This is a genomic window from Massilia suwonensis (assembly GCF_042655665.1).
Classification (GTDB): Bacteria; Pseudomonadota; Gammaproteobacteria; order Burkholderiales; family Burkholderiaceae_D; genus Telluria; species Telluria suwonensis.
The window spans coordinates 1,759,669-1,781,721 of the sequence record NZ_JBHSMR010000013.1; the positions used below are offsets into that span (position 1 = coordinate 1,759,669).

The window sequence follows — 22,053 nt, forward strand, 5'->3', positions numbered from 1 at the left end:
GCGGCGGGAGCTGCCTGTCATGGCCGTCCAATCGGACCCAGGAATCGGACGCGTGGGTGGTAAGCTTTTCTCGACCAATAGCAACGATAAGCTGAAACGATGACCGACACAGATCCGCAGCAAGCCGCCCCTCGCCCAAAAATACAGGTCAATCAGCCCGTGTTTTTCATATCGGCGTTCCTGATACTTGCCTTTGTCCTGACGAGCGCATTGTTTCCGGAACAGGCGGGAAGCGTGTTCGATGCGGTCCAGGCGAAGATCGTGCGCGATTTTGGCTGGTTCTACATCCTGGCCGTCGCCCTCTTCCTGATCTTCGTGATCTTCCTGATGCTGAGCCGCTACGGCGACGTCAAGCTCGGCCCTGACGATAGCGAGCCCGAATACAGCTACCTGTCCTGGTTCGCCATGCTGTTCAGCGCCGGGATGGGCATCGGCCTGCTGTTCTTCGGCGTCGCCGAGCCGATCCAGCACTACGCGAAGCCGCCGGTTGGCGAGGGAAGCACGATCGAATCGGCGCGCGAGGCGATGGTCCTGACCTTCTTTCACTGGGGTGTGCATGCCTGGGCAATCTATATCGTCGTCGGGCTGGCGCTGGCCTACTTCGCATTCCGGCGCGGCCTGCCGCTCACCTTGCGCTCCGGCCTGTTCCCACTGATCGGTAAACGCATCCACGGCCCGATCGGCCACGCGATCGATATCTTTGCCGTGCTGGGAACCATGTTCGGCGTCGCGACCTCCCTGGGTTTTGGCGTGCTGCAGGTCAATGCCGGCTTCGCGCATTTATTCGGCCTGGAGGTCAACACCACGGTCCAGATCGTCCTGATTGCCGCCGTTACGGGCCTGGCGACCTTATCGGCGGGCACGGGGCTCGACAAGGGAGTCAAGCGCCTGTCCGAACTCAATATCATCCTGGCGATCGCGCTGCTGGTCTTTGTCCTGCTTGCGGGATCGACGGTCTTCCTGCTCCAGGCCTACGTCCAGAACATCGGGGCTTACCTGGGCGCGGTCGTGCAAAGGACCTTCCGGATGTACGCCTATGAACCGAACGCCTGGCTGGGCGACTGGACCCTGTTCTACTGGGGATGGTGGATCTCCTGGTCACCCTTCGTCGGCATGTTCATCGCCCGCATCTCCCGCGGACGCACCATTCGCGAGTTCGTTACCGGCGTCCTGCTCGTGCCGGTCCTGTTTACCTTCCTGTGGATGACCGTCTTCGGGAACACGGCGATCGCGCTCGACCTCGGCGGCGCAGCGCCGCTCGTGCAGACCGTCGCCGACAACCTGCCCGTGGCGCTGTTCGAAGTACTGGAGCACCTGCCCTTCTCCATGGTGGCGTCGGGACTTGCTACCGTGCTGGTGATCACCTTCTTCGTGACCTCCGCCGATTCGGGCGCGCTCGTGATCGACATGATCACGTCCGGCGCGGCGCCGAATCCGCCAGTCTGGCAGCGGATTTTCTGGGCCGTCTGCGCCGGCGTCGTGGCGGCCGTGCTGCTGGTGGCGGGCGGGCTGCAGGCGCTCCAGACCGCCGCGCTCGCGAGTGCACTGCCCTTCGCCGTCGTCATGCTGTTCATTTGCTACGGCCTGCTGCGGGCCTTGCAGACCGAAGTCAAAGGCTCTCCGATGAATCTGGCGGCCGATACGTTGCCGGAAGAAGCCCACCTGAGCTGGCAGCAGCGGCTGAGCAACATTACCAACTTCTACGACAAGAGCGAGATCAGCGCTTTCCTCGACGATACCGCCCGCGCCGCGCTGGAAGCGGTCGCGGTCCAGATGCGGGAAAACGGCTTCACGCCGGAAGCAAATTACCGCGCAGACCTGCTCGAACTGCATGTACCCCATGGCGACCGCGGCGTGTTCAGTTACACGATCCGCGCGCGCAGCTTCCGTTCGCCCAGCTTCGCATGGGCGGAAACACAGGACGCGTCGCAGGAAAAGCGGCACTACCGGGCCATGGCCCATGGGTCCGAAGACAAGCAGCAGCACGACGTGACCGGCTACACGCGCGATCAGCTGATCAACGATTTACTGAACCGCTACGCCCGCTTCCGCCTTGCGCGAAGACTGCCCTGATTGCTGCACGCGCTAACGCTGGACGCCGGTTTCGGGCAGGCTGGCGCCGCAATCCTTGCAAAAGCGTGCACCGGACTCATGGCCGCTGCTGCCACAGTGTTCGCAGGCCAGAAGCGAGCGCGTGCCATGACGGCGATCGTTGCGGCGCGCCGTCATTTCGGCCGTGACGATGCCGGTCGGGACAGCCAGGATCCCCCAGCCGAGCAGCATCATGAACGACGCGACCGCCTTGCCCAGGGCGGTATGCGGCGTGATGTCGCCATAGCCGACGGTCGTCATGGTGACGATGGCCCAGTACATCGCCGTCGGGATGCTGGTATAGCCGTGCGCGGGGCCTTCCACCACGTACATCACCGTGCCCAGGATCAGTACCGCCATGAGCACGACCGAAATGAAAACCATGATCTTGCGCCGGCTTGCTGCCAGCGCCTCGGCCAGCTTCGTGTATTCCTCGATATACAGCGTCAGCTTGAAAATCCTGAACACGCGCAGCAGGCGCAGGATGCGGATATCGATCAGTGCCTCGCTGCCGGGAACCAGCAGCGAAACGTAGGTAGGCAGGACCGACAGCAGGTCGATCAGGCCGTAGAAGCTCACCGCATAACGCAGGGGATGCCGCACCGTCGCCAGCCGCGCCGCGTATTCGACCGTGAACAGCAGCGTAAACAGCCACTCGAGGACGAGCATCGCTTCGGCATGCCGGCCGCCGATCGCGGGGACGCTGTCGAGTACGACGACCAGGATGCTCAGCAGGATCGCGATGACCAGTCCGATGTCGAATGCACGCCCGGCCGGCGTGTCGATGCCGAAGATGATTTCGTGAACACGTGCGCGCCACCCGCCGGGAGAGCCGGCGCACTCCACCGGGTAAAACGCGTCGCGCTGGCGGGGATGACTTTTCATTGGCAATACGGACTTTTCATCAGGCCTTCTTACCCGAACACCAGGCAAGTCGTGGTCGCATGCGCATACAGCTTCCCATCCGGCCCGACGATCCGTCCCTCCGCGGTCGCGACCTGCCGCCCCGCATGAATCACCTTGCCCTCGGCGCGCACGAAAGGCACGTCCTTATTCAAGGCGCGCACCATGTTCACCTTGAGCTCCAGCGTCGTGTACCCCCGCCCTGCCGGCAGCGTCGTGTGCACGGCGCAGCCCACTGCCGAATCGAGCAGCGTGGCGAACCAGCCGCCGTGCACGGTGCCGAGCGGGTTGTAGTGGCGAAGCTGGGGGCGGCCCTGAAAGACGGCGACGCCGGGTTCCATGTGGATCGGCACGAAGTCGAGCGTCTCGCCGATGGGCGGCGGCGGCAGCTCGCCGGCGAAGATGGCCTGGAACATCTCCATGCCCGACAGCGACCGCACCTGCTCTTGCGACGCAACGCCGGGCGCCATCAGGCGCGCGCGCACGCTTTGTTCTTCCTTCTCCCAGCTGGCAATAACTTCGTCGGTCTCCATCGATGTTTCCTTCTTGGTTATTAAACGATGGAATAGCGTACAGGATGAACGGCCATCCTGCTCGTCAGCGGATCATCGACTCCCACACCTTCTGCAGCCGCTTGGCCGACACCGGCATCGGCGTGCGCAGCTCCTGCGCGAACAGCGATACGCGCAGCTCTTCCAGCATCCAGCGGAACTCCGTCATGCGCGGGTCGTTCTGCTTGCCCGGCTGCTTCGAGATACGCTGCCACTGACTGGCGGCGTTCTGCCATTCGGCCATCAGTTGCGCATCGCGCGAGGGATTGCCGCGCAGTTTTTCCAGGCGCACGTTCATCGCTTTCAGGTAGCGGGGGAAGTGGGCCAGCTGGCTGTACTCGTTGTCGGCGATGAAGCGCTTGTGCACGAGGCCGGCCAGCTGCTCCTGCATGTCCGTAGCGACCGCGGGCGGCAGGCCTTTCAGACGCTTCGGCATGCCGTGGAATTCGCTCAAGATCGAACCGACCAGGCGCGCGATCTCGTTGATCAGGAGGCCGATGCGGCCCTTGCCCTCGTCCTTGCGCTTGTTGAAGGAAGCCGCATCGGTGGGCAACGGGTCCTGCAGGCAGGCGATGTCGATCGCCTTTTGCACGATCTGGTCGCGCAGCTCTTCCTGCGAACCCACCGACATGAACTGCATGCCCATGCCCTGCAGGCCCGGGATGTTCTTCTCGGCGAATTTGAGTTGATCCTTCAGCTGCAGCGCGAACAGGCGGCGCAGGCCGACGCGGTGCGTGCGCGCGGCGACGTTCGGGTCGTCGAAGACCTCCAGGTCGCAGTGCGTGCCCTTGTCGACCAGGGCCGGGAAGCCGATCAGTGTCAGCTTGCCCTGCGTGATTTCGAGCAGCTCGGGCAGCTCGCCGAAGGTCCAGCTGGTGAGTCCCGTGTGCTGGCTGACCGCAGGCGCGGCCGCCGGCGCGGCTGCGCCTTTCCCCTTGCCCTGTGGCGCAGGGGGAGCTGCAGGCACCGTCACCGGGGCCTTGCCCTTCCCGCCGCCCCAAGCTGCAGGCGTGGCCACGTGCGCACGCACCGCGCCCACTGCCGCCGGTGTCGCTTCCGCCATTTTCTGGAAGCTCTCGCGCGCCTGCCTGCCCAGTTCCGCCTGCAGGCTGGCGAGATTGCGGCCCATCTCGAGCTGGCGGCCGTTCTCGTCGATGATCTTGAAGTTCATGAAGAGGTGGGTCGGCAGCGTCTCCAGCTTGAAGTCGCCCGTGAGCACGTTGACGCCCGTCTCCGCGCGCACGTCCGCAATCAGCACGTCGACCAGGTCGCCGCGTCCGAATGCATTCGCCGCGTGGATGCGCTCGACGAAGCGCGCCGCGTAGTCCGGCAGCGGCACGCAGTGGCGGCGCAGCTTTTGCGGCAGGGACTTGAGCATCAGGTGCACTTTTTCCTTCAGCATGCCCGGCACCAGCCAGGCCGCGCGCTCGTGCGGGATCTGGTTCAGCGCGAACAGCGGCACCGACAAGGTCACGCCGTCGCGCGGGCTGCCCGGCTCGAAGTGGTAGGACAGGCCCATCTCGATGCCGGTGACGTTCATCGTCTTCGGGAACAGTTCCGTCGTGACGCCGGCCGCCTCGTGGCGCATCAGCTCTTCGCGGTTCAGGTACAGGAGCTTCGGGTTGTCGCGCGCGGCGTCCTTGTACCACTTTTCGAAGCCGGCGCCGTTGACCACGTCCTTCGGGATCTCAGCGTCGTAGAAGGCCGCGATCAGCTGGTCGTCCACCAGCACGTCCTGACGGCGCGACTTGTGTTCGAGGTTCTCGATTTCCTTGATCAGCTTGAGATTGTGCGCGTAGAAGGGCTGGCGCGTCTCGTAGTCGCCCGCCACCAGCGCGTCGCGAATGAATATCTCACGCGCTTCATAAGGGTTATGCAGCGCATGATTAATCCGGCGGCCGCTGTAGACGACGATGCCGTACAGGGTCGCGCGCTCGAGCGAGGACACCTGGGCCGGCTTCTTCTCCCAGCGCGGCTCGCCCCAGGATTTCTTCAGCAGGTGCCCGCCGATCTTCTCCACCCACTCGGGCTGGATCTGCGCGATGCAGCGCGCGTACAGGCGTGTCGTTTCCACCAGTTCGGCCGCCATGATCCAGCGGCCCGGCTTCTTGGTCAGCGAGGAGCCCGGCCAGATGTGGAACTTGATGCCGCGCGCGCCGAGGTAAGCGCCGCCCGGCTCGTCCTCGGCCTTGAAGCCGATGTTCCCGAGAAGTCCAGTCAGCAGCGCCAGGTGCAGCTGCTCGTAGGTAGCGGGCGACTCGTTCAGGCGCCAGCCCTGCTCGCGCACGATGGTCAGCAGCTGTGAATGCACGTCGCGCCACTCGCGCAGGCGCACCTGCGACAGGAAGTTGGCGCGGCAGTTCTCCTGCAGCAGGCGGTTCGACTTCTTATGTTCGATCGCGTCCTCGAACCAGTTCCAGATCTTGATAAAGCTGAGGAACTCGGACTTCTCGTCGGCGAATTTCTTGTGCTTCTCGTCGGCCTGCTGCTGGAATTCCATCGGCCGGTCGCGCGGGTCCTGGACCGACAGCGCCGAGGCGATGATCAGCATCTCGGTGAGGCAGTGGTTGTCGAGCGCGGCCAGGATCATGCGGCCCACGCGCGGGTCGAGCGGCAATCTCGCCAGCTTGCGGCCGAGCGGCGTCAGTTCGTTAGTCTCGTCGACCGCGCCCACTTCCTGCAGCAACTGATAGCCGTCGGCGATCGCGCGGCCTTGCGGCGGCTCGATGAAGGGGAAGGTCTCCACATCCGTCAGGTGCAGCGACTTCATGCGCAGGATGACGGCCGCCAGCGAGGAGCGCAGGATCTCCGGATCGGTGAACTTCGGGCGCTGGTTGAAATCGTCTTCCTCGTACAGGCGGATGCAGACGCCGTCGGCCACGCGGCCGCAGCGGCCTGCGCGCTGGTTCGCGGCCGACTGCGCGATCGGCTCGACCTGCAGCTGCTCGACCTTGTTGCGGAAGCTGTAGCGTTTGACGCGCGCCAGGCCTGCGTCGACCACGTAGCGGATGCCGGGCACCGTCAGCGAAGTCTCGGCCACGTTCGTCGCCAGCACGATGCGGCGCGCGTTGGTGGTGCGGAAGACGCGGTCCTGCTCTTCGACCGACAGGCGCGCGAACAGCGGCAGGATCTCGACGTGCGGCGGATGGTGTTTACGAAGCGCTTCGGCGCAGTCGCGGATCTCGCGCTCGCCCGGCAGGAAGACCAGCACGTCGCCCTGCCCCAGGCGGCACAACTCGTCGACGCCGTCGACCACGGCGTCCATCAGGTCGCGTTTTTCGCGCGCTTGCTGGGCTTTCGGCGCCGGCTTGTTGTCCACGCCGCCGCCGACCACGACGGGATCGCGATCCACCGGACGGTAACGGATCTCGACCTTGTACAGGCGGCCCGAGACCTCGATCACCGGTGCCGGCTTGCCGTCCTGCGAGGCGAAGTGGCGCGCGAAGCGTTCGGCGTCGATCGTCGCCGAGGTGATGATCACCTTCAGGTCGGGACGGCGCGGCAGCAGCTGCTTCAGATAGCCGAGCAGGAAGTCGATGTTCAGGCTGCGTTCGTGGGCCTCGTCGATGATGATCGTATCGTAGGCCTTCAGGAGCGGGTCGGTCTGGGTTTCGGCCAGCAGGATACCGTCGGTCATCAGCTTGATCGAGGCGCCCGGCTGCAGCGTGTCGTTGAAGCGCACCTTGAAGCCGACGTGTTCGCCCAGCGGCGTACCGATCTCCTGCGCGATGCGTTTCGCGGTGGAGGACGCGGCGATACGGCGCGGCTGTGTGTGGCCGATCAGGCCCTTCTCGCCGCGGCCCAGCTGCAGGCAGATCTTCGGCAACTGCGTCGTCTTGCCGGAACCGGTTTCGCCGGAGACGATGATGACCTGGTTCTCGACCAGGGCCTTGGCGATTTCCTCGCGGCGGCCAGAGACCGGCAAGTCTTCGGGATAGGTGAGCGGCGGCAGCGGCGTCTGGACGCGCGGTGCGCGCGGCGTCTGCGGCGCCTTGGCGTTGTCGCGCGGTGCGCGCTCGCCCGGCGCGCGCTCGCCTTGCGGCTTGCGTTCGCCCTGCGCTTGCGGCACGCGTTCCCCTTGTGGCCTCGGCGCGCGCTGCGCCTGTCCGCGCCCTTCGCCCGCATGCCGGCGCTCGCCCTTGGTCTCCAGGCGGCCCTCCGGTGTCTGCGTCATCGGCGCACGCAGCTCTCCGCGCGGCTCACGCTGCGGCTTGTTGGCATTACTGGCTGGGACTGCTGCGCGCGCCGCAAGGCGACGGCGCGCTATGCGCGCCGCGTCCGGCGAAGGCTTGTTACTCTGTTCAGACATTGTTTTTACGAGGTATTTGGTGCGCAAGTCGCGCAGCGAATTATAATGCGGCAAATGGAAAACCCTACCCAATTCGTCCAGTGGCTGCGCTCTGTCGCGCCGTATATTCATGCCTTTGGCGGCAAGACCTTTGTCGTCGCTTTTCCCGGCGAACTGGTGGCCGCCGGCGCCCTGCCGGTGCTGGCGCAAGACCTGTCCCTGCTGGTCGCACTCGGCATCCGCATCGTGCTGGTGCACGGCTCGCGGCCGCAGGTGGCCGAGCAGCTCGCGCTGCGTAACGTCGAGGGACGCTTCCACAACGGCGTGCGCATCACCGACACCGCGGCCATGGAATGCGCCAAGGAAGCCGCCGGCGAACTGCGCCTCGACATCGAAGCGGCCTTCAGCCAGGGTTTGCCGAACACGCCGATGTCGCATGCGCAGATCAGCATCGTGTCGGGTAACTTCGTCGTCGCCCGTCCGCTCGGCGTGATCGACGGCGTCGATTTCGAACTCACCGGCGTCACGCGCAAGGTCTCGGCCGAGAAGATCGCGCCGATCCTGCAGTTCGAAGACAACCTGGTGCTGCTGTCGCCGCTGGGCTTCTCGCCGACCGGCGAAGTCTTCAACCTGACCATGGAAGACGTGGCCGCCTCCGCCGCCATCGCCCTGCATGCCGATAAGCTCATCTACATCACGGAAACGCCGATGATGTCGGATGCCGCCGGCACCGAGATCCGCGAGCTGTCCTCGCACCAGGCCGAAGCCGTGCTGCAGGCGAACTTCCTGCCGCCCGACGCGGCCTTCTATCTGCGTCACGCCATTAAAGCCTGCAACAGCGGCGTCGACCGGGCCCACATCGTCCCGTTCGAGATGGACGGCTCGGCCCTGCTCGAGCTGTTCACCCACGACGGCGTGGGCACCATGATCAGCCACGAGAACCTGGAAAGCCTGAGACAAGCCACAATTGAGGACGTCGGCGGAATTATCAAGCTGATCGAGCCGCTGGAAGCCGACGGCACCCTGGTCTACCGCGGCCGCGAACTGATCGAACGCGAGATCGAGCAGTTCTCCGTGATCGAGCACGACGGCGTGATCTTCGGCTGCGCGGCCCTGTATCCCTTCCCGGAAGAGAAGATGGGCGAGATGGCCTGCCTTACCGTGAACCCGGACGTGCAGGCGCAGGGCGACGGCGAACGCATTTTGAAGCACATGGAAAACCGCGCGCGCGCCGCGGGTCTTACGAAACTGTTCGTGCTGACCACGCGCACCGCGCACTGGTTCAAGAAGCGCGGCTTCCAGCCCGCGACCGTGGACGACCTGCCGAAGGACCGCCAGCACATGTATAACTGGCAGCGCAAGTCGCAGATCTTCATTAAATCTTTATAATCCCGGTTTTCGTCACCAAGAATTTAGGAGCATCACATGGCCCGCACCGTCCACTGCGTCAAACTCAACAAGGAAGCCGAAGGCCTCGATTTCCCGCCGGTCCCGGGCGAAATGGGCAAGAAACTGTACCTGTCGGTCTCGAAAGAAGCCTGGCAGGGCTGGCTCAAGCACCAGACCATGCTGATCAACGAGAACCGCCTGAACCTGGCCGACGACCGCGCGCGCAAGTACCTGGCGACCCAGATGGAAAAGCATTTCTTCGGCGAAGGCGCCGACCAGGCAGTGGGCTACGTGCCGCCGACGGCATAAGCTTCATCCCCTTCCGTTCCGTAGGGTGGAGTCCTGACTCCACGCGTTTGCAAGGTATGCAAACTGGCGCCTCGTCCGCATGATCGGTGTCCGGGATTCCTTGCAACGCTGATCAAATCGCGCGAACGCGTGGAGTCGGGACTCCACCCTACCTTCTCACCCGAAATCCAGGCCGATCTGCTCGCCTCCTTCGGGCGGATAAGTAATCCGCGTCCCTTCCACCTTCGCAAACGGCGTCAGCGCCGCCGGCTTTCTCTTGCCCGGATTGATGATGTGCTCGACCGGTATCCCGCGCACCAGCAGCGCGTCGGCCACCAGCGAGCGGTGGCAGCGCCAGGGCACCGACTCGGCGCACATCAGCACGCAGCGCGTGTTGCTGGCCAGGTCGATCACCGCATCCACGTTCTTCGCAAATTCCGGCGTCTGCATGTAATCGGCATAGCCACGGAAGGACGTATTGCGCCAGCCGCTGTTGATTGAATCGGGCCTGGGCCGGCGCAGGCCGCCCAGGCCCGGCATCTGCCGGTATTCGATGCCCGCCTCCTTCAGCGACTGCGGCAACTGGTCTTGGCCGAACTGCGGATTGTGGCGCGACTTCGGCACGGTGCGGATGTCGAGCAGCACCGCCACCTCGTTCTGGCGCAGCAGGTCGATGAATTCCTCGATCGGCCGGTTCGAGTGGCCGATGGTGCAAACGATGTCCGTGTTCACAATACAACTCCCGATGGCGAAATCGTATTTTCGCGCCGATGAGATTTGGCCGGCGCCGCGGAGCCCGTCGTACAATCGAAGCACCCCTGCCCGGCTTTGAAAAGAAGATGAACATGCTCGCCGCATTCGACAACCTGCTGATGGACGACCGCCCGCGCGATTTAAAAAGCCTGCGCCGCGGCCTGGTCGAGTTCCTGTATTTCGGCTTCAAGAACGCGCGCTCCTGCCTGTTTGTGTTCACCTTCATGGCCACCGTGCTGGTGATGCCGCGCGCCGGCCTGTTCGGCATCCCGCGCTACGACGTGCTGCTGATCGTCGCGCTGGCGATCCAGTTCGGCATGGTGTACGCGAAGCTCGAAACCTGGGACGAGCTGAAGGCGGTCTGCCTGTTTCACGTGGTCGGGTTCGCGCTGGAGGCATTCAAGGTATCGGGCAACATCCAGTCCTGGAGCTATCCGGATTTCGCGTACACCAAGATCTTCGGCGTGCCGTTGTTCGCGGGCTTCATGTACGCCTCGGTGGGCAGCTACATCGTGCAGGCCTGGCGCATGTTCGACCTGCGCATCCGCCATCACCCGCCCTACTGGATGGCCGCGACGATCGCGCTCCTGATCTACGCGAACTTCTTTACCCACCACTACATCGGCGACTACCGCTGGTACCTGGCCGCCTGCGCGCTGGGCCTGTATTCGCGCACCACCGTCATCTACCGCCCGCTCGACCGCGACCGCCAGATGCCGCTGATGCTGGGCTTTGTCCTGATCGGCTTTTTCATCTGGCTGGCCGAGAACATGGGCACTTTCTGGGGCGTGTGGCGCTACCCGAACCAGCTGGGCGCCTGGTCGATCGTCCACATCAGCAAGTGGAGTTCGTGGTCGCTGCTGGTGATCATGACGTTTACGATTGTCGCCAGCCTCAAGCACATCAAGAGCAAGATTCACATCGCCCAAGATTAAGCAGGCGCGACGAAGCCCGCGCGCTGCAAGGCAGGGCGCGGGCTTGCGCTGTCAAACAGTTTGCTTACTTGGAAGCGTCCTGCATCTTTTCGCCGGCACGTTCTACGGCCTTGCCGGCCGAGTTGGTGGCATTGGCAGCGCCTTCCTTGACTTCAGCGGCAGCTTCACGCGATTCCTGGCGAACTTCGGCGCCGGCTTCCTTCATGTTCTGGTTGGCGCGGTCGGCTGCGTTTTCGATGTTCTGGCCGGCACGGTCGGCGGCGTTCTCGATACGGTCGCCTGCGCGCTCGGCAGCGGCGCCGGCAGCGGCGGTCGCTTCACGGGTTTCCTGGGCGGCGTTGGCGGCGGTGTTGTCGATGGCCTTGCCGGCTTCCTGGGCAGGACCCGTCGATGGATCGTTGTCGGCTTTCTTGCAACCGGTAGCGGCGATGGCAACGGCAAACATCAGGGCGGAAATGGCGGTCTTGTTCATGGTGGACTCCTTATCAAATTGTTATGGCTAGACTACACCTTTCCATCAATACAGGCCGCACGTTACAGTTGTTACAAATACATCTCTTTTTCCGGCATGATGGATGCCTTCATATCCAGGTAAAAGCAAAGTGACACCCGCAATCGATCCTTCCGAAGTCGAATTCATCGCGATCCGCGCCCAGGGCCCGGGCGGCCAGAACGTCAACAAGGTTTCCTGCGCCGTCCACGCGCGCTTCGACGTCCGGGCGTCGTCGCTGCCGGAGGACGTCAAGGAACGCCTGCTCGAAATGCGCGACACCCGCATCACGCGCGAAGGCGTGCTGGTACTGAAAGCCCAGCAGTCGCGCAGCCTGGAACAGAACAAGGAAGACGCCCTGCAGCGCCTGCAGGCGCTGGTCGATGCCGCGGCCGTGGTGCAGGCGGTGCGCCGGCCGACGAAGCCGACGCGCAGCTCGCAGCGGCGCCGGCTGGATGAAAAAACGCGCAGCGGCCAGATCAAGGCGCTGCGCGGCAGGGTCAGCGAGTGATCGGCAGGGAGATCAGGACCGCTTGAGCTGGCCGATGACGCTCGCCACCTTGGTGGTGATCACATCGACCGCCGGGCCATTCGCGCCGTGCGGCAGGATGACGTCGGCGTGGCGCTTGGTCGGCTCGATGAATTGCTTGTGCATCGGGCGCACCGTTTCCAGGTACTGGTTGACGATGCTTTCCGTCGTCCGGCCGCGCTCGGCGATATCGCGCTGCATGCGGCGGATGAAACGCACGTCCGCCGCCGTGTCGACGAAGATCTTCAGCGACATCATCTTGCGCAAATCCGCGTCGTAGAGGGCAAACAGGCCTTCGATCACGATGACCGGGGCCGGCTTGACGGGAATGGTTTTGTCGGAGCGGTTGTCGATCGTGAAGTCGTACTCCGGCATCTGGATCGTTTCGCCGTTGCGCAGGGCCTGGACGTGCTGCACCAGCAGCGGCCAGTCGAACGCATCGGGATGGTCGTAATTCTGCTTGCGGCGCACTTCCGGGCTGAGATCGGACTGGTCCCGGTAGTAATCGTCCTGCATCACGACCGACACCATCTCGGCGCCGAACGAGGCCAGCACCTGCTGGGTCACCGTCGACTTGCCACTGCCGCTACCGCCGGCGACGCCAATGACAAACGGGGGGGAAGAAATCTGATTCATCCCCGTATGATACCGGAGCGGCGGTGGACTGGCATAGGCTGCTTGATCCGTAACCGGCCCGGAGCGGGACTTACCTGGTCGTTCCGCTCGTGCTGAAATCGGTCCGGTGCGATTCGTTGTAAGTCAGCACGCCTACCCACAAGAGAATCAAAATTGCGATGCCCAGGCCGGCGATCCGGTTCGGCGTTGCCGTGATCCAGGCACGTGCACGGCTACCGGATCTCGTAAAAAGATAAATCGCGCCGAACGCGACGGCAATAATGATTAGTCCCGGAATGAAAAAATCAAACATAGGAAGTCGATGAGATTGCAAGAACGGCAAGTCTATCGAGATTGTTTTTCCAGCGCAATAACATCTGAATTCGCTTGCGTCTCTCCTCATCCGCGTTAGAATATGAATGAGAATCATTCTCATTGACGAAAAAGGAGAGCCATGTGCGATAAACACACGCGTTTCACTTCCGCCGAAGACGGCCTGCACCCGCAGGGCTCGCGCCGCCGCCGTTTGTGGGAGCTGTCCCATACCTGCCACTGCCCGCTGATCGGGGTCGGCCTGTCGATGCAGGGACTGCGCAAGCTGACCGAGAAGGTCGTCGGCGCCCTGCCCGAGCACGACGACTACGAGCTGCACGTCGGCGTCGTCAACGAATGCATGACGCGCAAACCTTTGTCGGAAGCCTTGCAGAAGGAGCTCGACCGGCGCTATGCGGCCGAGGTGGCGCGCTTCCACAAGGCGCGCAGCACGGCGGAATTGAAAGCCTTGTGGGACGAGGCCGTCGCTGCCGGGAACGTCGCCGGCGCCTTCTGGGCCGGGCTGACCCATGCGCGCTGCACCGGCGCGCTGGAAGAACAGATGACGCGCGACATCCACATGGTGCAGCACCAGGCCGGCGCCTGCGCGCGCGTGGACATGGAAAAGTACAACGCCCTGCTCCTCGAGAACGCCCGGCTGCAGCGCGAACTGGCCGCCAGCCGCGAGCGCTGCAATGCCCTGGCCCAGGACAAGGCGCACGCGGTGCGCGAGCACGAGACGGCGCTGATGGGACTGCGCGCGCTGGTGATCGGCAAGGAGACCGATGCGGACACGGCGCGCGCCGAACTGGCAGCGCTGCGGGCGTCGATTCCGGAGCTGGAAACGCGCACGCGGCTTGCCAACCGGCTGGCACGGATGGAGGCGCGCGAGGAAGCGTTGCGGGCGCAGCTGGCGGCGCTCAGGAAAGAGCCGGCGCTTCCAGTGGCGGCGCAAGCGGAAGCGCCTATAGAACCGGTCGTCCTGCCCGAGCAACCCGTCAAGCTCATCGAACGCAGCATCCTGTGCGTCGGCGGCCGTAGCGGCAATGTGCCGATCTACCGCAGCATCGTCGAGCGCGTCGGCGCCCGCTTCGCGCACCATGACGGCGGGCTGGAAGACAGCAGCGGCATGCTGGACGCCAGCCTGGCCGCGGCGGACCTCGTGATCTGCCAGACCGGCTGCATCAGCCACGGCGCCTACTGGCGCGTGAAGGATCACTGCAAACGCACCGGAAAACGCTGCGTGTTCGTCGATAACCCGAGCGTATCGAGCCTGGCGCGCACATTGCAGGAAGTAGAAACGGCGCCGTGAAAGGCGCCGTTCGAGGGAAGGTTCGGGGCTTGCGGCATTGACGCAGAACTGTAGGATGGGCACTCTGTGCCCACGCGGTGCGTCGTATGCAGATTCGTAAAGCAAGCGGTGCGAAAGTACGCGAATTACGGGAGACGTCCTGCCACCCCATACGCACGTACCGCGTGGGCACGGAGTGCCCACCCTACGATGCTGCAGGAAGTAGAAACGGCGCCGTGAAAGGCGCCGTTCGGGAATAACTCACATCTTGCGGCACTGGCGCAGCTCGCAGCGCGCCATGAACACCTTGCCGTCGCTGCACTGCAGGCGATAGACCTCGACCGGCCCCGGCTCGGTGATCAGTCCCGCGCCCTGCCCGACGCAGGCATGCTGGCGCGCCAGCTGTTCGACCGTCACCGAGGAGACGCCGATACGATAGGGCACGCGCTCGATCGGCACGCCGTTCGCGTCGACCAGCCCCGCGGCCGGTTTGGAAGCGGGAGGGACTGCCGGCGCGGCCGGTGCCGGCGCACGAAACATCGAACAGCCGCCCAGAAGGCTTGCAAGCACCAGCGCCGGCAGTGTTTTCATCGCGTCTCCGGGAGGATCAGAAGCTCAGGGTCTTGACGCCGTCGGCCATGCCCAGCAGGCAGACATTGGCGCCGCTCAGCGCGAACAGGCCGACCGCGATCACGCCGACGATGCCGTTGATCTCGGTTTCGAGCGCCTTCGGGTCGGCGATCGAGAGGCCGGCGACGTCGATGATCTCGCCGCCGTTGTCGGTGATGAAGGGGTCAATGCTGCCCGCCTTGGTGCGCAGGCGCGGCTGGCCGCCGAGGGCTGCCAGGCGGCGCATTACGGCGGCGCGCGCCATCGGGATCACTTCGACCGGCAGCGGGAATTTACCAAGGGTGTTCACCAGCTTCGAGCCATCGGCGATGCACACGAATTGCTTCGACACGGAAGCGACGATCTTCTCGCGCGTGAGGGCGGCGCCGCCGCCCTTGATCATCGCGCCCTGCTCCATGATCTCGTCGGCGCCGTCGATGTAGACGGCGATCGATTCGACCTCGTTCAGGTCGAACACCGGAATGCCGTGGCCGCGCAGGCGCGCCGCGGTAGCTTCGGACGAGGCCACGGTGCCCTTGATGCGGTCCTTGATCTTCGCCAGTTCGTCGATGAAGAAGTTGGCCGTCGAGCCGGTGCCCACGCCGATGATTTCGCCGTCGACCACGTAATCGATGGCGGCGCGCGCCACGGCTTGCTTGAGTTCGTCCTGAGTCATGATGTCTGCAATGGAAAGAAGGAATGGCGACATTTTAACGGATCGCCGCCGCGCGCCGTCGCAAGGCGGCCACGCAACACATGCATATTCGATTTAGCTGTGTGCATATCCGTTTTGTATTGCCGAATATAGAAAATTCCCCGACACTGGATTGATTGCAATTTGGCATCTATTCAGACAGGGACACGATGAAGATCTTCACCAAGAAACGCGCGCTGGTGGCAGGCGTCCTGCTCGTGGCGGGCGCGGCCGCCTTTGCCTACGCCAAGCGCGGCAGCGAGGACAAGACGCCGCCGCTGAAGTACCGCGCCAGCGCCGTCGATACCGGCAGCATCACGCATACCGTCACGGCCACCGGCACCATCAATCCGGTGGCGCTGGTGAACGTCGGCTCGCAGGTGTCGGGCACCGTCGTCGAGCTGAACGCCGACTTCAACGACCGCGTGAAAAAGGGGCAAGTGCTGCTGAAGCTCGACCCGACCATCTTCAACGCCCAGGTCGGCCAGGCGCGCGCCAGCGTGTCCTCGGCCCAGGCCTCGCTGCGCCTGGCCCAGGCCAGTTTCGAGCGCAACAAGCAGCTCGTCGCCCAGAACTTCGTTTCCAGCCTGGCGCTCGACCAGTCGCGCCGCGAACTCGACGTCGCGCAGGCGAACCGCCAGCTGGCGCAGGCCCAGCTCGAGCGCGCGCTGGCGGACCTGAACAACAGCGTGATCCGCAGCCCGATCGACGGCGTCATCATCAAGCGCACGATCGACCTCGGGCAGACGGTGGCCGCCTCGTTCAACACGCCGAACCTGTTCCAGATCGCCAAGGACCTGACCAAGATGCAGATCGATACCAGCGTCTCGGAAGCCGACGTCGGCGCGCTGAAGGACGGCCTGCCGGCACGCTTCGTGGTCGACGCTTACCCGAGCCGCGAGTTCAACGCGACCATGCGCCAGTTCCGCCTGGCGCCGAACGTGGTGCAGAACGTCGTCACCTACAACGTCGTGCTCGACGTCGACAACCAGGACGAGCTGCTCAAACCCGGCATGACGGCGCAGGTGCGGCTGGTGGTCGACAACCGGCCGAAAGCGCTGCGCATCCCGACCGCCGCGCTGCGCTTCCGCCTGTCGGAAGAAGAACAGGAAAAGGAACGCAAGGAGCTGGCCGCCAAGGCAGCCAAGGAGCCGGCCAAGGCCCCTGCGCTGCCGGCGCCCGAGGACGACCTGGCCTTCCGTACCGCGAACGAAACGGCGCGCGTGTTCAAGGTCTATAAACTCGACGCGAAAAACGAAGCGCATCCGGTCGACATCCGCATCGGCCTGTCGAACTTCCGCTATACCGAAGTGGTGAGCGGCGACCTGAAGGCGGGCGAGCGCGTGGTGACGCGCTCGATCACGCCAAACCAGGACATGTGATGGCGGCCGTACTGGACAAACCTCTGATCGACATCCGGGCCGTCACCAAAAGCTACGTCTCCGGCAGCGTCGAGACGCCGGTGCTGTTCGGCGTCGACCTGCGCGTGGAGCGCGGAGACTTCATCGCGGTCATGGGCCAGTCGGGCTCGGGCAAGTCGACGCTGATGAACATCCTCGGCTGCCTCGACCAGGCCAGCGGCGGCGATTACCGCCTCGACGGCGCTGACACCCGCGCCCTCTCGCGCCCGCAGCTGGCCGAGATCCGCAACCGCACCATCGGCTTCGTGTTCCAGAGTTTTAATCTCATCAAGCGCATGAGCGTGATCGAGAACGTCGCCCTGCCCCTGATCTATGCGGGCGTTCCGCGTGCCCGGGCGCTGGCGAAAGCGAAACAGGAACTCGAACGCGTCGGCCTCGGAGAGCTCGGCAAGCGCACGCCGAACCAGCTCTCGGGCGGCCAGCAGCAGCGCGTCGCGATCGCCCGCGCGCTGGTGGGCGATCCGCCGCTGATCCTGGCCGACGAACCGACCGGGAACCTCGACACGCAAACCAGCGACGACATCATGCGCGGCCTGCAGACACTGAACCGCGATCGGGGCATCACCATCGTGCTGGTCACGCACGAACCCGACATCGCGGCATGGAGCCGGCGCCTCGTGCGCCTGAAGGATGGGCGCGTACTGTACGACGGCCCATCCGCCGAGGGCCTGCGCCAGCTCGCGGCCAGCCACGAACAGCTGCTGTCCGGGAGCCCGGCATGAAGCTGCTGCAAGTGATGGTGGAAGCCTTCCGCTCGATGGCGGCGAACCGCCTGCGCACCGCGCTGACCATGCTCGGCATCGTCATCGGCATCGCCTCGGTGGTGCTGATGCTGGCGCTGGGCGACACCATGCAGCGCTTCATCAAGAAAGAGATGGAGATGCTCGGCACGAACATGGTCTACATCATGCCGGGCGGCGACCGCATCGCGGAGCAGCGCAGCCGCAGCGGCGCGGCGCCTTCGCTGACGGTGGCCGATGCGGACGCCCTCAACCGCCTGCCCGCCCTGGCCGGCGCGGCGCCCGCGCTGCAGGGCAGCTTCAAGCTCGCCGCCGGCAACGAGACCGCGACCAGTATGGTGCACGGCGTGACGCCGGCCATGTTCAAGATCCGCAACTGGAAGGTCGAGCAAGGCAGCATGTTCACCGACGACGACGTGCGCGCGGCCGCGCGCATGGTGGTCATCGGCCAGAAGAAGGCGGACCAGTTCTTCTACCGCCAGGACCCGCTGGGCCGCTACCTGCGCATCGAGAACGTGGCCTTCCAGGTGGTGGGGGTGCTGCAGGGCGAGGGCCGCCAGCTGGATGGCGACGACCTGTCCGAAATGGTGCTGGTGCCGATCACGGCGGCGCGCGCCTACATGGTGCGCGGCCCCTTCCCCGACAACGTGCACTACATCGCCGCGCAGGGCAAGAGCGGCGGCGTGCTGGACGACGCGATCGAGGACATGAAGGAAACCCTGCGCGACCGCCACCGCATCAAGCTCGACGACCCGGACGACTTCCGCATGCAGAACATGGCGACCTTCGCCGCCACCGCCGGCAAGATCACGACCGGCATCGCCGCCCTGCTGGGCGTGATCGGCGGGATCTCGCTGATCGTCGGCGGCATCGGCATCATGAACATCATGCTGGTCTCGGTGACCGAGCGCACCCGCGAGATCGGCATCCGCATGGCGATCGGCGCCAAGCCGCGCGACATCCTGCTGCAGTTCCTGGTCGAGGCGGTGGTGATCTGCCTGGCCGGCGCCGCGGTCGGCATCGGCATCGCGGCAGCCGGCGCGGCGGCGATTTCGGCGGCGGCGGAATTCGACGTCAGGGTCGGCCTGCAGGCGGTGGTCGTGGCGTGTGCGTTTGCCAGTGCGGTGGGGGTGTTCTTCGGGTTTTATCCGGCGCGCAGGGCGTCAAGGCTGCTGCCGGTGGATTGCCTGAGGCATGAATAGAAATGCGAAATGAGACTGCGCACGACATCCGCCAGCTCGGCCCCGAGGACAGCATCCTGATGGATGCAGTGCTGGACTGCTTCGCCGACGTCTTTGCCGACCCGGCCTCATACACGAGCAAGCGTCCAAGCGCCGCCTACCTGCGCACGCTGCTCGGCAGCGACAGCTTCATCGCGCTGGCGGCGCTGAAGGGCGGCGCGGTGACCGGCGCGCTGTGCGCCTACGAGCTGCGCAAGTTCGAGCAGGAGCGCAGCGAGATCTACATCTACGACCTGGCGGTGGCGGCGTCGCATCGCCGGCAAGGGATCGCGACTGCCCTGATCCGCTCGCTGCAGGACATCGCAGCGGCGCGCGGCGCCTGGGTGATCTTCGTGCAGGCCGATACCGCGCCCGAGGATGCGGCGGCGATTGCGCTCTACAGCAAACTCGGGGGGCGCGAAGAGGTGCTGCACTTCGATATTCCCGTTACCCGGACGAGCGCTTAAGGAGCGCGGCAGGAAACCGGTGCCGACACACGATTGCGTCGGGAATCCAGGCAGAACTGGGTCTGGTAGCGCAGCGGCATCGCCGCGCTTTTGCCGGGCCTGACTTCGAGCTGCACCGAATACGCCTTGCCCTCCCCCAGCGCCACTGCCGGCGTCTGCGGCAACGCGGTCACTCTGCCACCGTAGGGAATGCACATGCTGAAGCTGACCGGAAAAGTCCGATCGCGCGGCATGACCATGCGCCACAGCACGCGTTGGCCTTCGCTGACGGTGATCGCCTGGAAATCCGGCGTGCCGCTGCGTTTTTCTTCGCGCTCCGAGATCGTGAAACAGGGCTGGCCATTGGCGTCCATGCGCACCTGCGCTTCGCCGATGCGGCGCGCGGCCTCGCTGGGGAGCAGCAGGCTGGCAAGGAGCAAGGTCAGAATTAACTTCATGATGAGTTCGGAATGCGGGAGGGATGGGCAGGAATAAGCCTAATTTGTTGCCGCACAGCAGCATTGAGGAAAATCAAAGGCGGGAGGTCGGGCGGAGAAATCCGGTGCGGTCTGATGGGGCGGTGCAACAGGATGGCCATCGGCCGCGACCACCCCTACGATGCGTGACGGGGGCGCGACAGGTAAGCAAGGCGGCGCGCGAAACCGCGATGGAGATTGGCGCGATCGCCCGGATCGGCAAGGAAGCCGGCCAGCACGCGCTCGTACAGCGCCAGCTGCCCGGCATAGCGGCGCTGCCGCATCGCCTCCGGGCGCCCCAGGAATTTCAGCACGAAGTAATCGGCCAATAAATCGCCCTGCGCTTCCATGTTGTAGTCGGCCAGGGTCGCGCCTTCGTGGAGTTCGTAGTGGTACGGCAGCTTGATGCGCACGGCGCCGCGCAGGCGCACGGGGTAGCCGAGCTGATGCTGCCAGACGTGCACCATCTCGTGCATGAACCAGTGCTGGCCCGTCAGATTGGCCTGCGAATAGTCGTCGAGGAAGCAGGAGCGGTGGAAGTACATGCTGCCGTTGGGCGTCATCGCGCAGTTCTTCGGCTGGAAGGGCATGTAGCGCCGGCTGTGGATACGCACGCGCGAATAATCGATGGCGTCGCGAAACAGCAGCGAGGCCATGGCGATTTCCCCTGCGGTAAGGGAGCGCCAGCGCTGCGGATGCAGGCGGCGAGGAGGTACATCATCCATCGCTTACTTTTTCGAGAATAAGACACCCGGCAATCTTAATTTGGATTGCTCGACTACGCTTCGACAACTCCTCTAGAGCACCGCGGATTCATAGTCGCTCGCCATCAGCACTAGTCGCGCAATAAATATTGCTATTACATGGCAATTGTTGTGCTACTCTTATTCCACTTTGTTGCCTTATTGATGACGTAGCTGTTTCTAATTTGCCCATTCAAAACCCGCGTGCCAAGCTCAAAGGAAAAAAATGAACAAAAAATGGATTGTCCTATCGTCTTTGCTGCTGACTGTGACAGGAGCAATCGCCAGTCCCCCGCCGGCAGGGGAGCTGAATCGCGCGACCCAATTGGAGGTCGTCGATACATTGGTTGCCAAGCTCAATGCCAACTATGTTTTTCCAGACAAAGCCAAACAGGCCGAGGCGGTCCTGCGCCAGCGCCAGCGCGAGGGCAAGTACGATGGAATCACGGACGCCAAACAGCTGGCCAAGCAGCTGTCGGATGACATCGAGAGCGTCGTCCGCGACAAGCATATGCTGGTGGGTTTCAGCCCCCGCCCGGTGCCATCCGAGGATACGATGCCGCCACCACCCCAGACGCGGGCGGAGTGGGAAAAACAGGCACCGCCCGAGGTGCTCGAAAGGGTTCGCGCGTCAAATCTCGGCCTCGAAAAGGTAGATCGCCTGGGCTCCAATATCGGCTACCTGCAGATTTCCTCGTTCGCGCCGGCTTTTCTCGTATCCGACAAGTTCGCCGCGGCGATGAATGAACTCGCCGACACGGATGGCCTCATCATCGATCTGCGCAAGAACGGCGGCGGCGGGGGCGACTCGGTGGCGCTGCTGATCAGCTATTTTGTCGACGAGCGCACCCGCCTCAACGACACCTGGGAGCGTGCGACCGACACCACCCGGCAGTACTGGACGCAGGATACGCTCGACGGCAAACGCTATGGCGGCAAGAAGCCGGTCCTCATCCTGGCAGGCCCTGAGACGAAATCCGCCGCCGAAGCATTCGCGTACACGATGCAAGCGCTGAAACGTGCCACGGTGATCGGCGAGCGGACCTGGGGCGGCGCCCACGCCGCGCGTCCTTATCGGCTCAGCGAGCATTTTTATGCCGTGATACCCAGCCGGCGCACCATTAGTCCAATTACCCGTACCAACTGGGAGGGGGTGGGCGTCATCCCGGATATCGCAGCGGCGCCGGACAACGCGCTTGCGGTGGCCAAGGACCTGCTGCAGCGCCGGCTGCAAGGAAGCGCTCCGCCCGGCGCCGGGGGACAGTGAAC

Annotated in this window: 22 protein-coding genes; 11 read left to right on the top strand and 11 right to left on the bottom strand. The window is 64.3% G+C overall.

Annotation, left to right across the window (positions count from 1 at the left end; all coding sequences use genetic code 11):
• The first annotated feature begins 99 nt into the window (after positions 1 to 99).
• Entirely contained in the window at positions 100 to 2,073 is a 1,974-nt protein-coding gene (locus tag ACFPQ5_RS15960) for a BCCT family transporter (RefSeq protein ID WP_379757653.1), read from the top strand.
• A 12-nt stretch (positions 2,074 to 2,085) separates the two neighbouring features.
• Here the strand turns inward: ACFPQ5_RS15960 and ACFPQ5_RS15965 are convergent, their stop codons facing one another.
• From ACFPQ5_RS15965 to hrpA, 3 genes are all read right to left on the bottom strand, one after another.
• Complete coding sequence (locus ACFPQ5_RS15965) at positions 2,086 to 2,976, bottom strand: ion transporter (protein WP_379757656.1); 891 nt, start codon at positions 2,974 to 2,976, stop codon at positions 2,086 to 2,088.
• 29 nt (positions 2,977 to 3,005) lie between these two features.
• A complete protein-coding gene (locus tag ACFPQ5_RS15970) occupies positions 3,006 to 3,527 on the bottom strand; it encodes a PaaI family thioesterase (protein WP_379757659.1) in 522 nt (173 codons plus the stop codon).
• Between the two features lie 64 nt (positions 3,528 to 3,591).
• Complete coding sequence (gene hrpA, locus ACFPQ5_RS15975; RefSeq protein WP_379757662.1) at positions 3,592 to 7,719, bottom strand: ATP-dependent RNA helicase HrpA; 4,128 nt, start codon at positions 7,717 to 7,719, stop codon at positions 3,592 to 3,594.
• A 189-nt stretch (positions 7,720 to 7,908) separates the two neighbouring features.
• Between hrpA and argA the strand changes: the two genes are divergently transcribed.
• Positions 7,909 to 9,222 carry an amino-acid N-acetyltransferase gene (gene argA / locus ACFPQ5_RS15980; RefSeq protein ID WP_379757665.1) on the top strand — a complete coding sequence of 438 codons (1,314 nt, stop codon included), beginning with the start codon at positions 7,909 to 7,911 and terminating at the stop codon, positions 9,220 to 9,222.
• 36 nt (positions 9,223 to 9,258) lie between these two features.
• Positions 9,259 to 9,531 (top strand): oxidative damage protection protein, encoded by a 273-nt coding sequence (locus tag ACFPQ5_RS15985; RefSeq protein ID WP_136219671.1) that lies wholly within the window; start codon positions 9,259 to 9,261, stop codon positions 9,529 to 9,531.
• A gap of 156 nt (positions 9,532 to 9,687) precedes the next feature.
• Here ACFPQ5_RS15985 and ACFPQ5_RS15990 read toward each other — a convergent pair whose 3' ends face one another.
• Positions 9,688 to 10,242, bottom strand: coding sequence for a DUF488 domain-containing protein (locus ACFPQ5_RS15990; RefSeq protein WP_379757668.1), 555 nt, complete (start codon positions 10,240 to 10,242; stop codon positions 9,688 to 9,690).
• A 113-nt stretch (positions 10,243 to 10,355) separates the two neighbouring features.
• Here ACFPQ5_RS15990 and ACFPQ5_RS15995 point away from each other — a divergent pair, with 113 nt between their 5' ends.
• Positions 10,356 to 11,198: a DUF817 domain-containing protein gene (locus ACFPQ5_RS15995; RefSeq protein WP_379757671.1), complete on the top strand. Its 843-nt coding sequence runs from the start codon at positions 10,356 to 10,358 to the stop codon at positions 11,196 to 11,198.
• A gap of 64 nt (positions 11,199 to 11,262) precedes the next feature.
• On the opposite strand, the gene ACFPQ5_RS16000 is transcribed toward ACFPQ5_RS15995, so the two are convergent.
• Positions 11,263 to 11,670 carry a hypothetical protein gene (locus ACFPQ5_RS16000; protein WP_379757674.1) on the bottom strand — a complete coding sequence of 136 codons (408 nt, stop codon included), beginning with the start codon at positions 11,668 to 11,670 and terminating at the stop codon, positions 11,263 to 11,265.
• 103 nt (positions 11,671 to 11,773) lie between these two features.
• On the opposite strand from ACFPQ5_RS16000, the gene arfB reads away from it, so the two are divergent.
• Positions 11,774 to 12,199: an alternative ribosome rescue aminoacyl-tRNA hydrolase ArfB gene (arfB, locus tag ACFPQ5_RS16005; RefSeq protein ID WP_379757677.1), complete on the top strand. Its 426-nt coding sequence runs from the start codon at positions 11,774 to 11,776 to the stop codon at positions 12,197 to 12,199.
• 12 nt (positions 12,200 to 12,211) lie between these two features.
• On the opposite strand, the gene udk is transcribed toward arfB, so the two are convergent.
• The gene (udk, locus tag ACFPQ5_RS16010; RefSeq protein ID WP_379757680.1) at positions 12,212 to 12,853 is read right to left on the bottom strand and encodes a uridine kinase; all 642 of its coding nucleotides are present in this window, start codon (positions 12,851 to 12,853) and stop codon (positions 12,212 to 12,214) included.
• 70 nt (positions 12,854 to 12,923) lie between these two features.
• Positions 12,924 to 13,145 (bottom strand): hypothetical protein, encoded by a 222-nt coding sequence (locus ACFPQ5_RS16015; RefSeq protein ID WP_379757683.1) that lies wholly within the window; start codon positions 13,143 to 13,145, stop codon positions 12,924 to 12,926.
• Between the two features lie 141 nt (positions 13,146 to 13,286).
• Here ACFPQ5_RS16015 and ACFPQ5_RS16020 point away from each other — a divergent pair, with 141 nt between their 5' ends.
• The gene (locus tag ACFPQ5_RS16020) at positions 13,287 to 14,456 is read left to right on the top strand and encodes a DUF2325 domain-containing protein (RefSeq protein WP_379757686.1); all 1,170 of its coding nucleotides are present in this window, start codon (positions 13,287 to 13,289) and stop codon (positions 14,454 to 14,456) included.
• Positions 14,457 to 14,696: 240 nt separating this feature from the next.
• Here ACFPQ5_RS16020 and ACFPQ5_RS16025 read toward each other — a convergent pair whose 3' ends face one another.
• Positions 14,697 to 15,026, bottom strand: coding sequence for a hypothetical protein (locus tag ACFPQ5_RS16025; RefSeq protein ID WP_379757689.1), 330 nt, complete (start codon positions 15,024 to 15,026; stop codon positions 14,697 to 14,699).
• Between the two features lie 16 nt (positions 15,027 to 15,042).
• On the bottom strand, positions 15,043 to 15,720 hold the full coding sequence (rpiA, locus tag ACFPQ5_RS16030; RefSeq protein WP_379757692.1) for a ribose-5-phosphate isomerase RpiA: 678 nt from the start codon (positions 15,718 to 15,720) through the stop codon (positions 15,043 to 15,045).
• Between the two features lie 188 nt (positions 15,721 to 15,908).
• Here rpiA and ACFPQ5_RS16035 point away from each other — a divergent pair, with 188 nt between their 5' ends.
• From ACFPQ5_RS16035 to ACFPQ5_RS16050, 4 genes are read left to right on the top strand one after another with little or no spacing between them, the layout of a single operon-like run.
• Positions 15,909 to 17,120 carry an efflux RND transporter periplasmic adaptor subunit gene (locus ACFPQ5_RS16035; protein WP_379757695.1) on the top strand — a complete coding sequence of 404 codons (1,212 nt, stop codon included), beginning with the start codon at positions 15,909 to 15,911 and terminating at the stop codon, positions 17,118 to 17,120.
• Complete coding sequence (locus ACFPQ5_RS16040) at positions 17,120 to 17,881, top strand: ABC transporter ATP-binding protein (RefSeq protein ID WP_379757698.1); 762 nt, start codon at positions 17,120 to 17,122, stop codon at positions 17,879 to 17,881. Before ACFPQ5_RS16035 ends, ACFPQ5_RS16040 begins: the two co-directional genes overlap by 1 nt.
• On the top strand, positions 17,878 to 19,101 hold the full coding sequence (locus ACFPQ5_RS16045) for an ABC transporter permease (protein ID WP_379757701.1): 1,224 nt from the start codon (positions 17,878 to 17,880) through the stop codon (positions 19,099 to 19,101). Before ACFPQ5_RS16040 ends, ACFPQ5_RS16045 begins: the two co-directional genes overlap by 4 nt.
• A 2-nt stretch (positions 19,102 to 19,103) precedes the next feature.
• Positions 19,104 to 19,586 (top strand): AAC(3)-I family aminoglycoside N-acetyltransferase, encoded by a 483-nt coding sequence (locus ACFPQ5_RS16050; RefSeq protein WP_379757704.1) that lies wholly within the window; start codon positions 19,104 to 19,106, stop codon positions 19,584 to 19,586.
• Here the strand turns inward: ACFPQ5_RS16050 and ACFPQ5_RS16055 are convergent.
• Positions 19,583 to 20,023, bottom strand: coding sequence for a hypothetical protein (locus ACFPQ5_RS16055; RefSeq protein ID WP_379757707.1), 441 nt, complete (start codon positions 20,021 to 20,023; stop codon positions 19,583 to 19,585). The genes ACFPQ5_RS16050 and ACFPQ5_RS16055 overlap by 4 nt on opposite strands.
• Positions 20,024 to 20,178: 155 nt before the next feature.
• Positions 20,179 to 20,766, bottom strand: a complete 588-nt coding sequence (locus tag ACFPQ5_RS16060) for a Rhs element Vgr protein (protein ID WP_379757710.1) — start codon at positions 20,764 to 20,766, stop codon at positions 20,179 to 20,181.
• Between the two features lie 244 nt (positions 20,767 to 21,010).
• On the opposite strand from ACFPQ5_RS16060, the gene ACFPQ5_RS16065 reads away from it, so the two are divergent.
• Complete coding sequence (locus tag ACFPQ5_RS16065; RefSeq protein WP_379757713.1) at positions 21,011 to 22,051, top strand: S41 family peptidase; 1,041 nt, start codon at positions 21,011 to 21,013, stop codon at positions 22,049 to 22,051.
• The last annotated feature ends 2 nt before the right edge of the window (positions 22,052 to 22,053 follow it).

What these genes read in the sequence shown, in the direction of transcription:
- ACFPQ5_RS16050 (WP_379757704.1), top strand. Translation starts at nt 19,104, where the DNA reads ATGCGAAATGAGACTGCGCACGACATCCGCCAGCTCGGCCCCGAGGAC.
- ACFPQ5_RS16040 (WP_379757698.1), top strand. Translation starts at nt 17,120, where the DNA reads ATGGCGGCCGTACTGGACAAACCTCTGATCGACATCCGGGCCGTCACC.
- ACFPQ5_RS16000 (WP_379757674.1), bottom strand. Translation starts at nt 11,670, where the DNA reads ATGAACAAGACCGCCATTTCCGCCCTGATGTTTGCCGTTGCCATCGCC.
- rpiA (WP_379757692.1), bottom strand. Translation starts at nt 15,720, where the DNA reads ATGACTCAGGACGAACTCAAGCAAGCCGTGGCGCGCGCCGCCATCGAT.
- ACFPQ5_RS16035 (WP_379757695.1), top strand. Translation starts at nt 15,909, where the DNA reads ATGAAGATCTTCACCAAGAAACGCGCGCTGGTGGCAGGCGTCCTGCTC.
- ACFPQ5_RS16065 (WP_379757713.1), top strand. Translation starts at nt 21,011, where the DNA reads ATGAACAAAAAATGGATTGTCCTATCGTCTTTGCTGCTGACTGTGACA.
- argA (WP_379757665.1), top strand. Translation starts at nt 7,909, where the DNA reads ATGGAAAACCCTACCCAATTCGTCCAGTGGCTGCGCTCTGTCGCGCCG.
- ACFPQ5_RS16015 (WP_379757683.1), bottom strand. Translation starts at nt 13,145, where the DNA reads ATGTTTGATTTTTTCATTCCGGGACTAATCATTATTGCCGTCGCGTTC.
- ACFPQ5_RS16045 (WP_379757701.1), top strand. Translation starts at nt 17,878, where the DNA reads ATGAAGCTGCTGCAAGTGATGGTGGAAGCCTTCCGCTCGATGGCGGCG.
- arfB (WP_379757677.1), top strand. Translation starts at nt 11,774, where the DNA reads ATGCCTTCATATCCAGGTAAAAGCAAAGTGACACCCGCAATCGATCCT.
- ACFPQ5_RS15970 (WP_379757659.1), bottom strand. Translation starts at nt 3,527, where the DNA reads ATGGAGACCGACGAAGTTATTGCCAGCTGGGAGAAGGAAGAACAAAGC.
- ACFPQ5_RS16025 (WP_379757689.1), bottom strand. Translation starts at nt 15,026, where the DNA reads ATGAAAACACTGCCGGCGCTGGTGCTTGCAAGCCTTCTGGGCGGCTGT.
- ACFPQ5_RS16020 (WP_379757686.1), top strand. Translation starts at nt 13,287, where the DNA reads ATGTGCGATAAACACACGCGTTTCACTTCCGCCGAAGACGGCCTGCAC.
- ACFPQ5_RS15985 (WP_136219671.1), top strand. Translation starts at nt 9,259, where the DNA reads ATGGCCCGCACCGTCCACTGCGTCAAACTCAACAAGGAAGCCGAAGGC.
- ACFPQ5_RS15965 (WP_379757656.1), bottom strand. Translation starts at nt 2,976, where the DNA reads ATGAAAAGTCATCCCCGCCAGCGCGACGCGTTTTACCCGGTGGAGTGC.
- ACFPQ5_RS16060 (WP_379757710.1), bottom strand. Translation starts at nt 20,766, where the DNA reads ATGGATGATGTACCTCCTCGCCGCCTGCATCCGCAGCGCTGGCGCTCC.
- ACFPQ5_RS15960 (WP_379757653.1), top strand. Translation starts at nt 100, where the DNA reads ATGACCGACACAGATCCGCAGCAAGCCGCCCCTCGCCCAAAAATACAG.
- ACFPQ5_RS15995 (WP_379757671.1), top strand. Translation starts at nt 10,356, where the DNA reads ATGCTCGCCGCATTCGACAACCTGCTGATGGACGACCGCCCGCGCGAT.
- ACFPQ5_RS16055 (WP_379757707.1), bottom strand. Translation starts at nt 20,023, where the DNA reads ATGAAGTTAATTCTGACCTTGCTCCTTGCCAGCCTGCTGCTCCCCAGC.
- hrpA (WP_379757662.1), bottom strand. Translation starts at nt 7,719, where the DNA reads ATGACGCAGACACCGGAGGGCCGCCTGGAGACCAAGGGCGAGCGCCGG.
- udk (WP_379757680.1), bottom strand. Translation starts at nt 12,853, where the DNA reads ATGAATCAGATTTCTTCCCCCCCGTTTGTCATTGGCGTCGCCGGCGGT.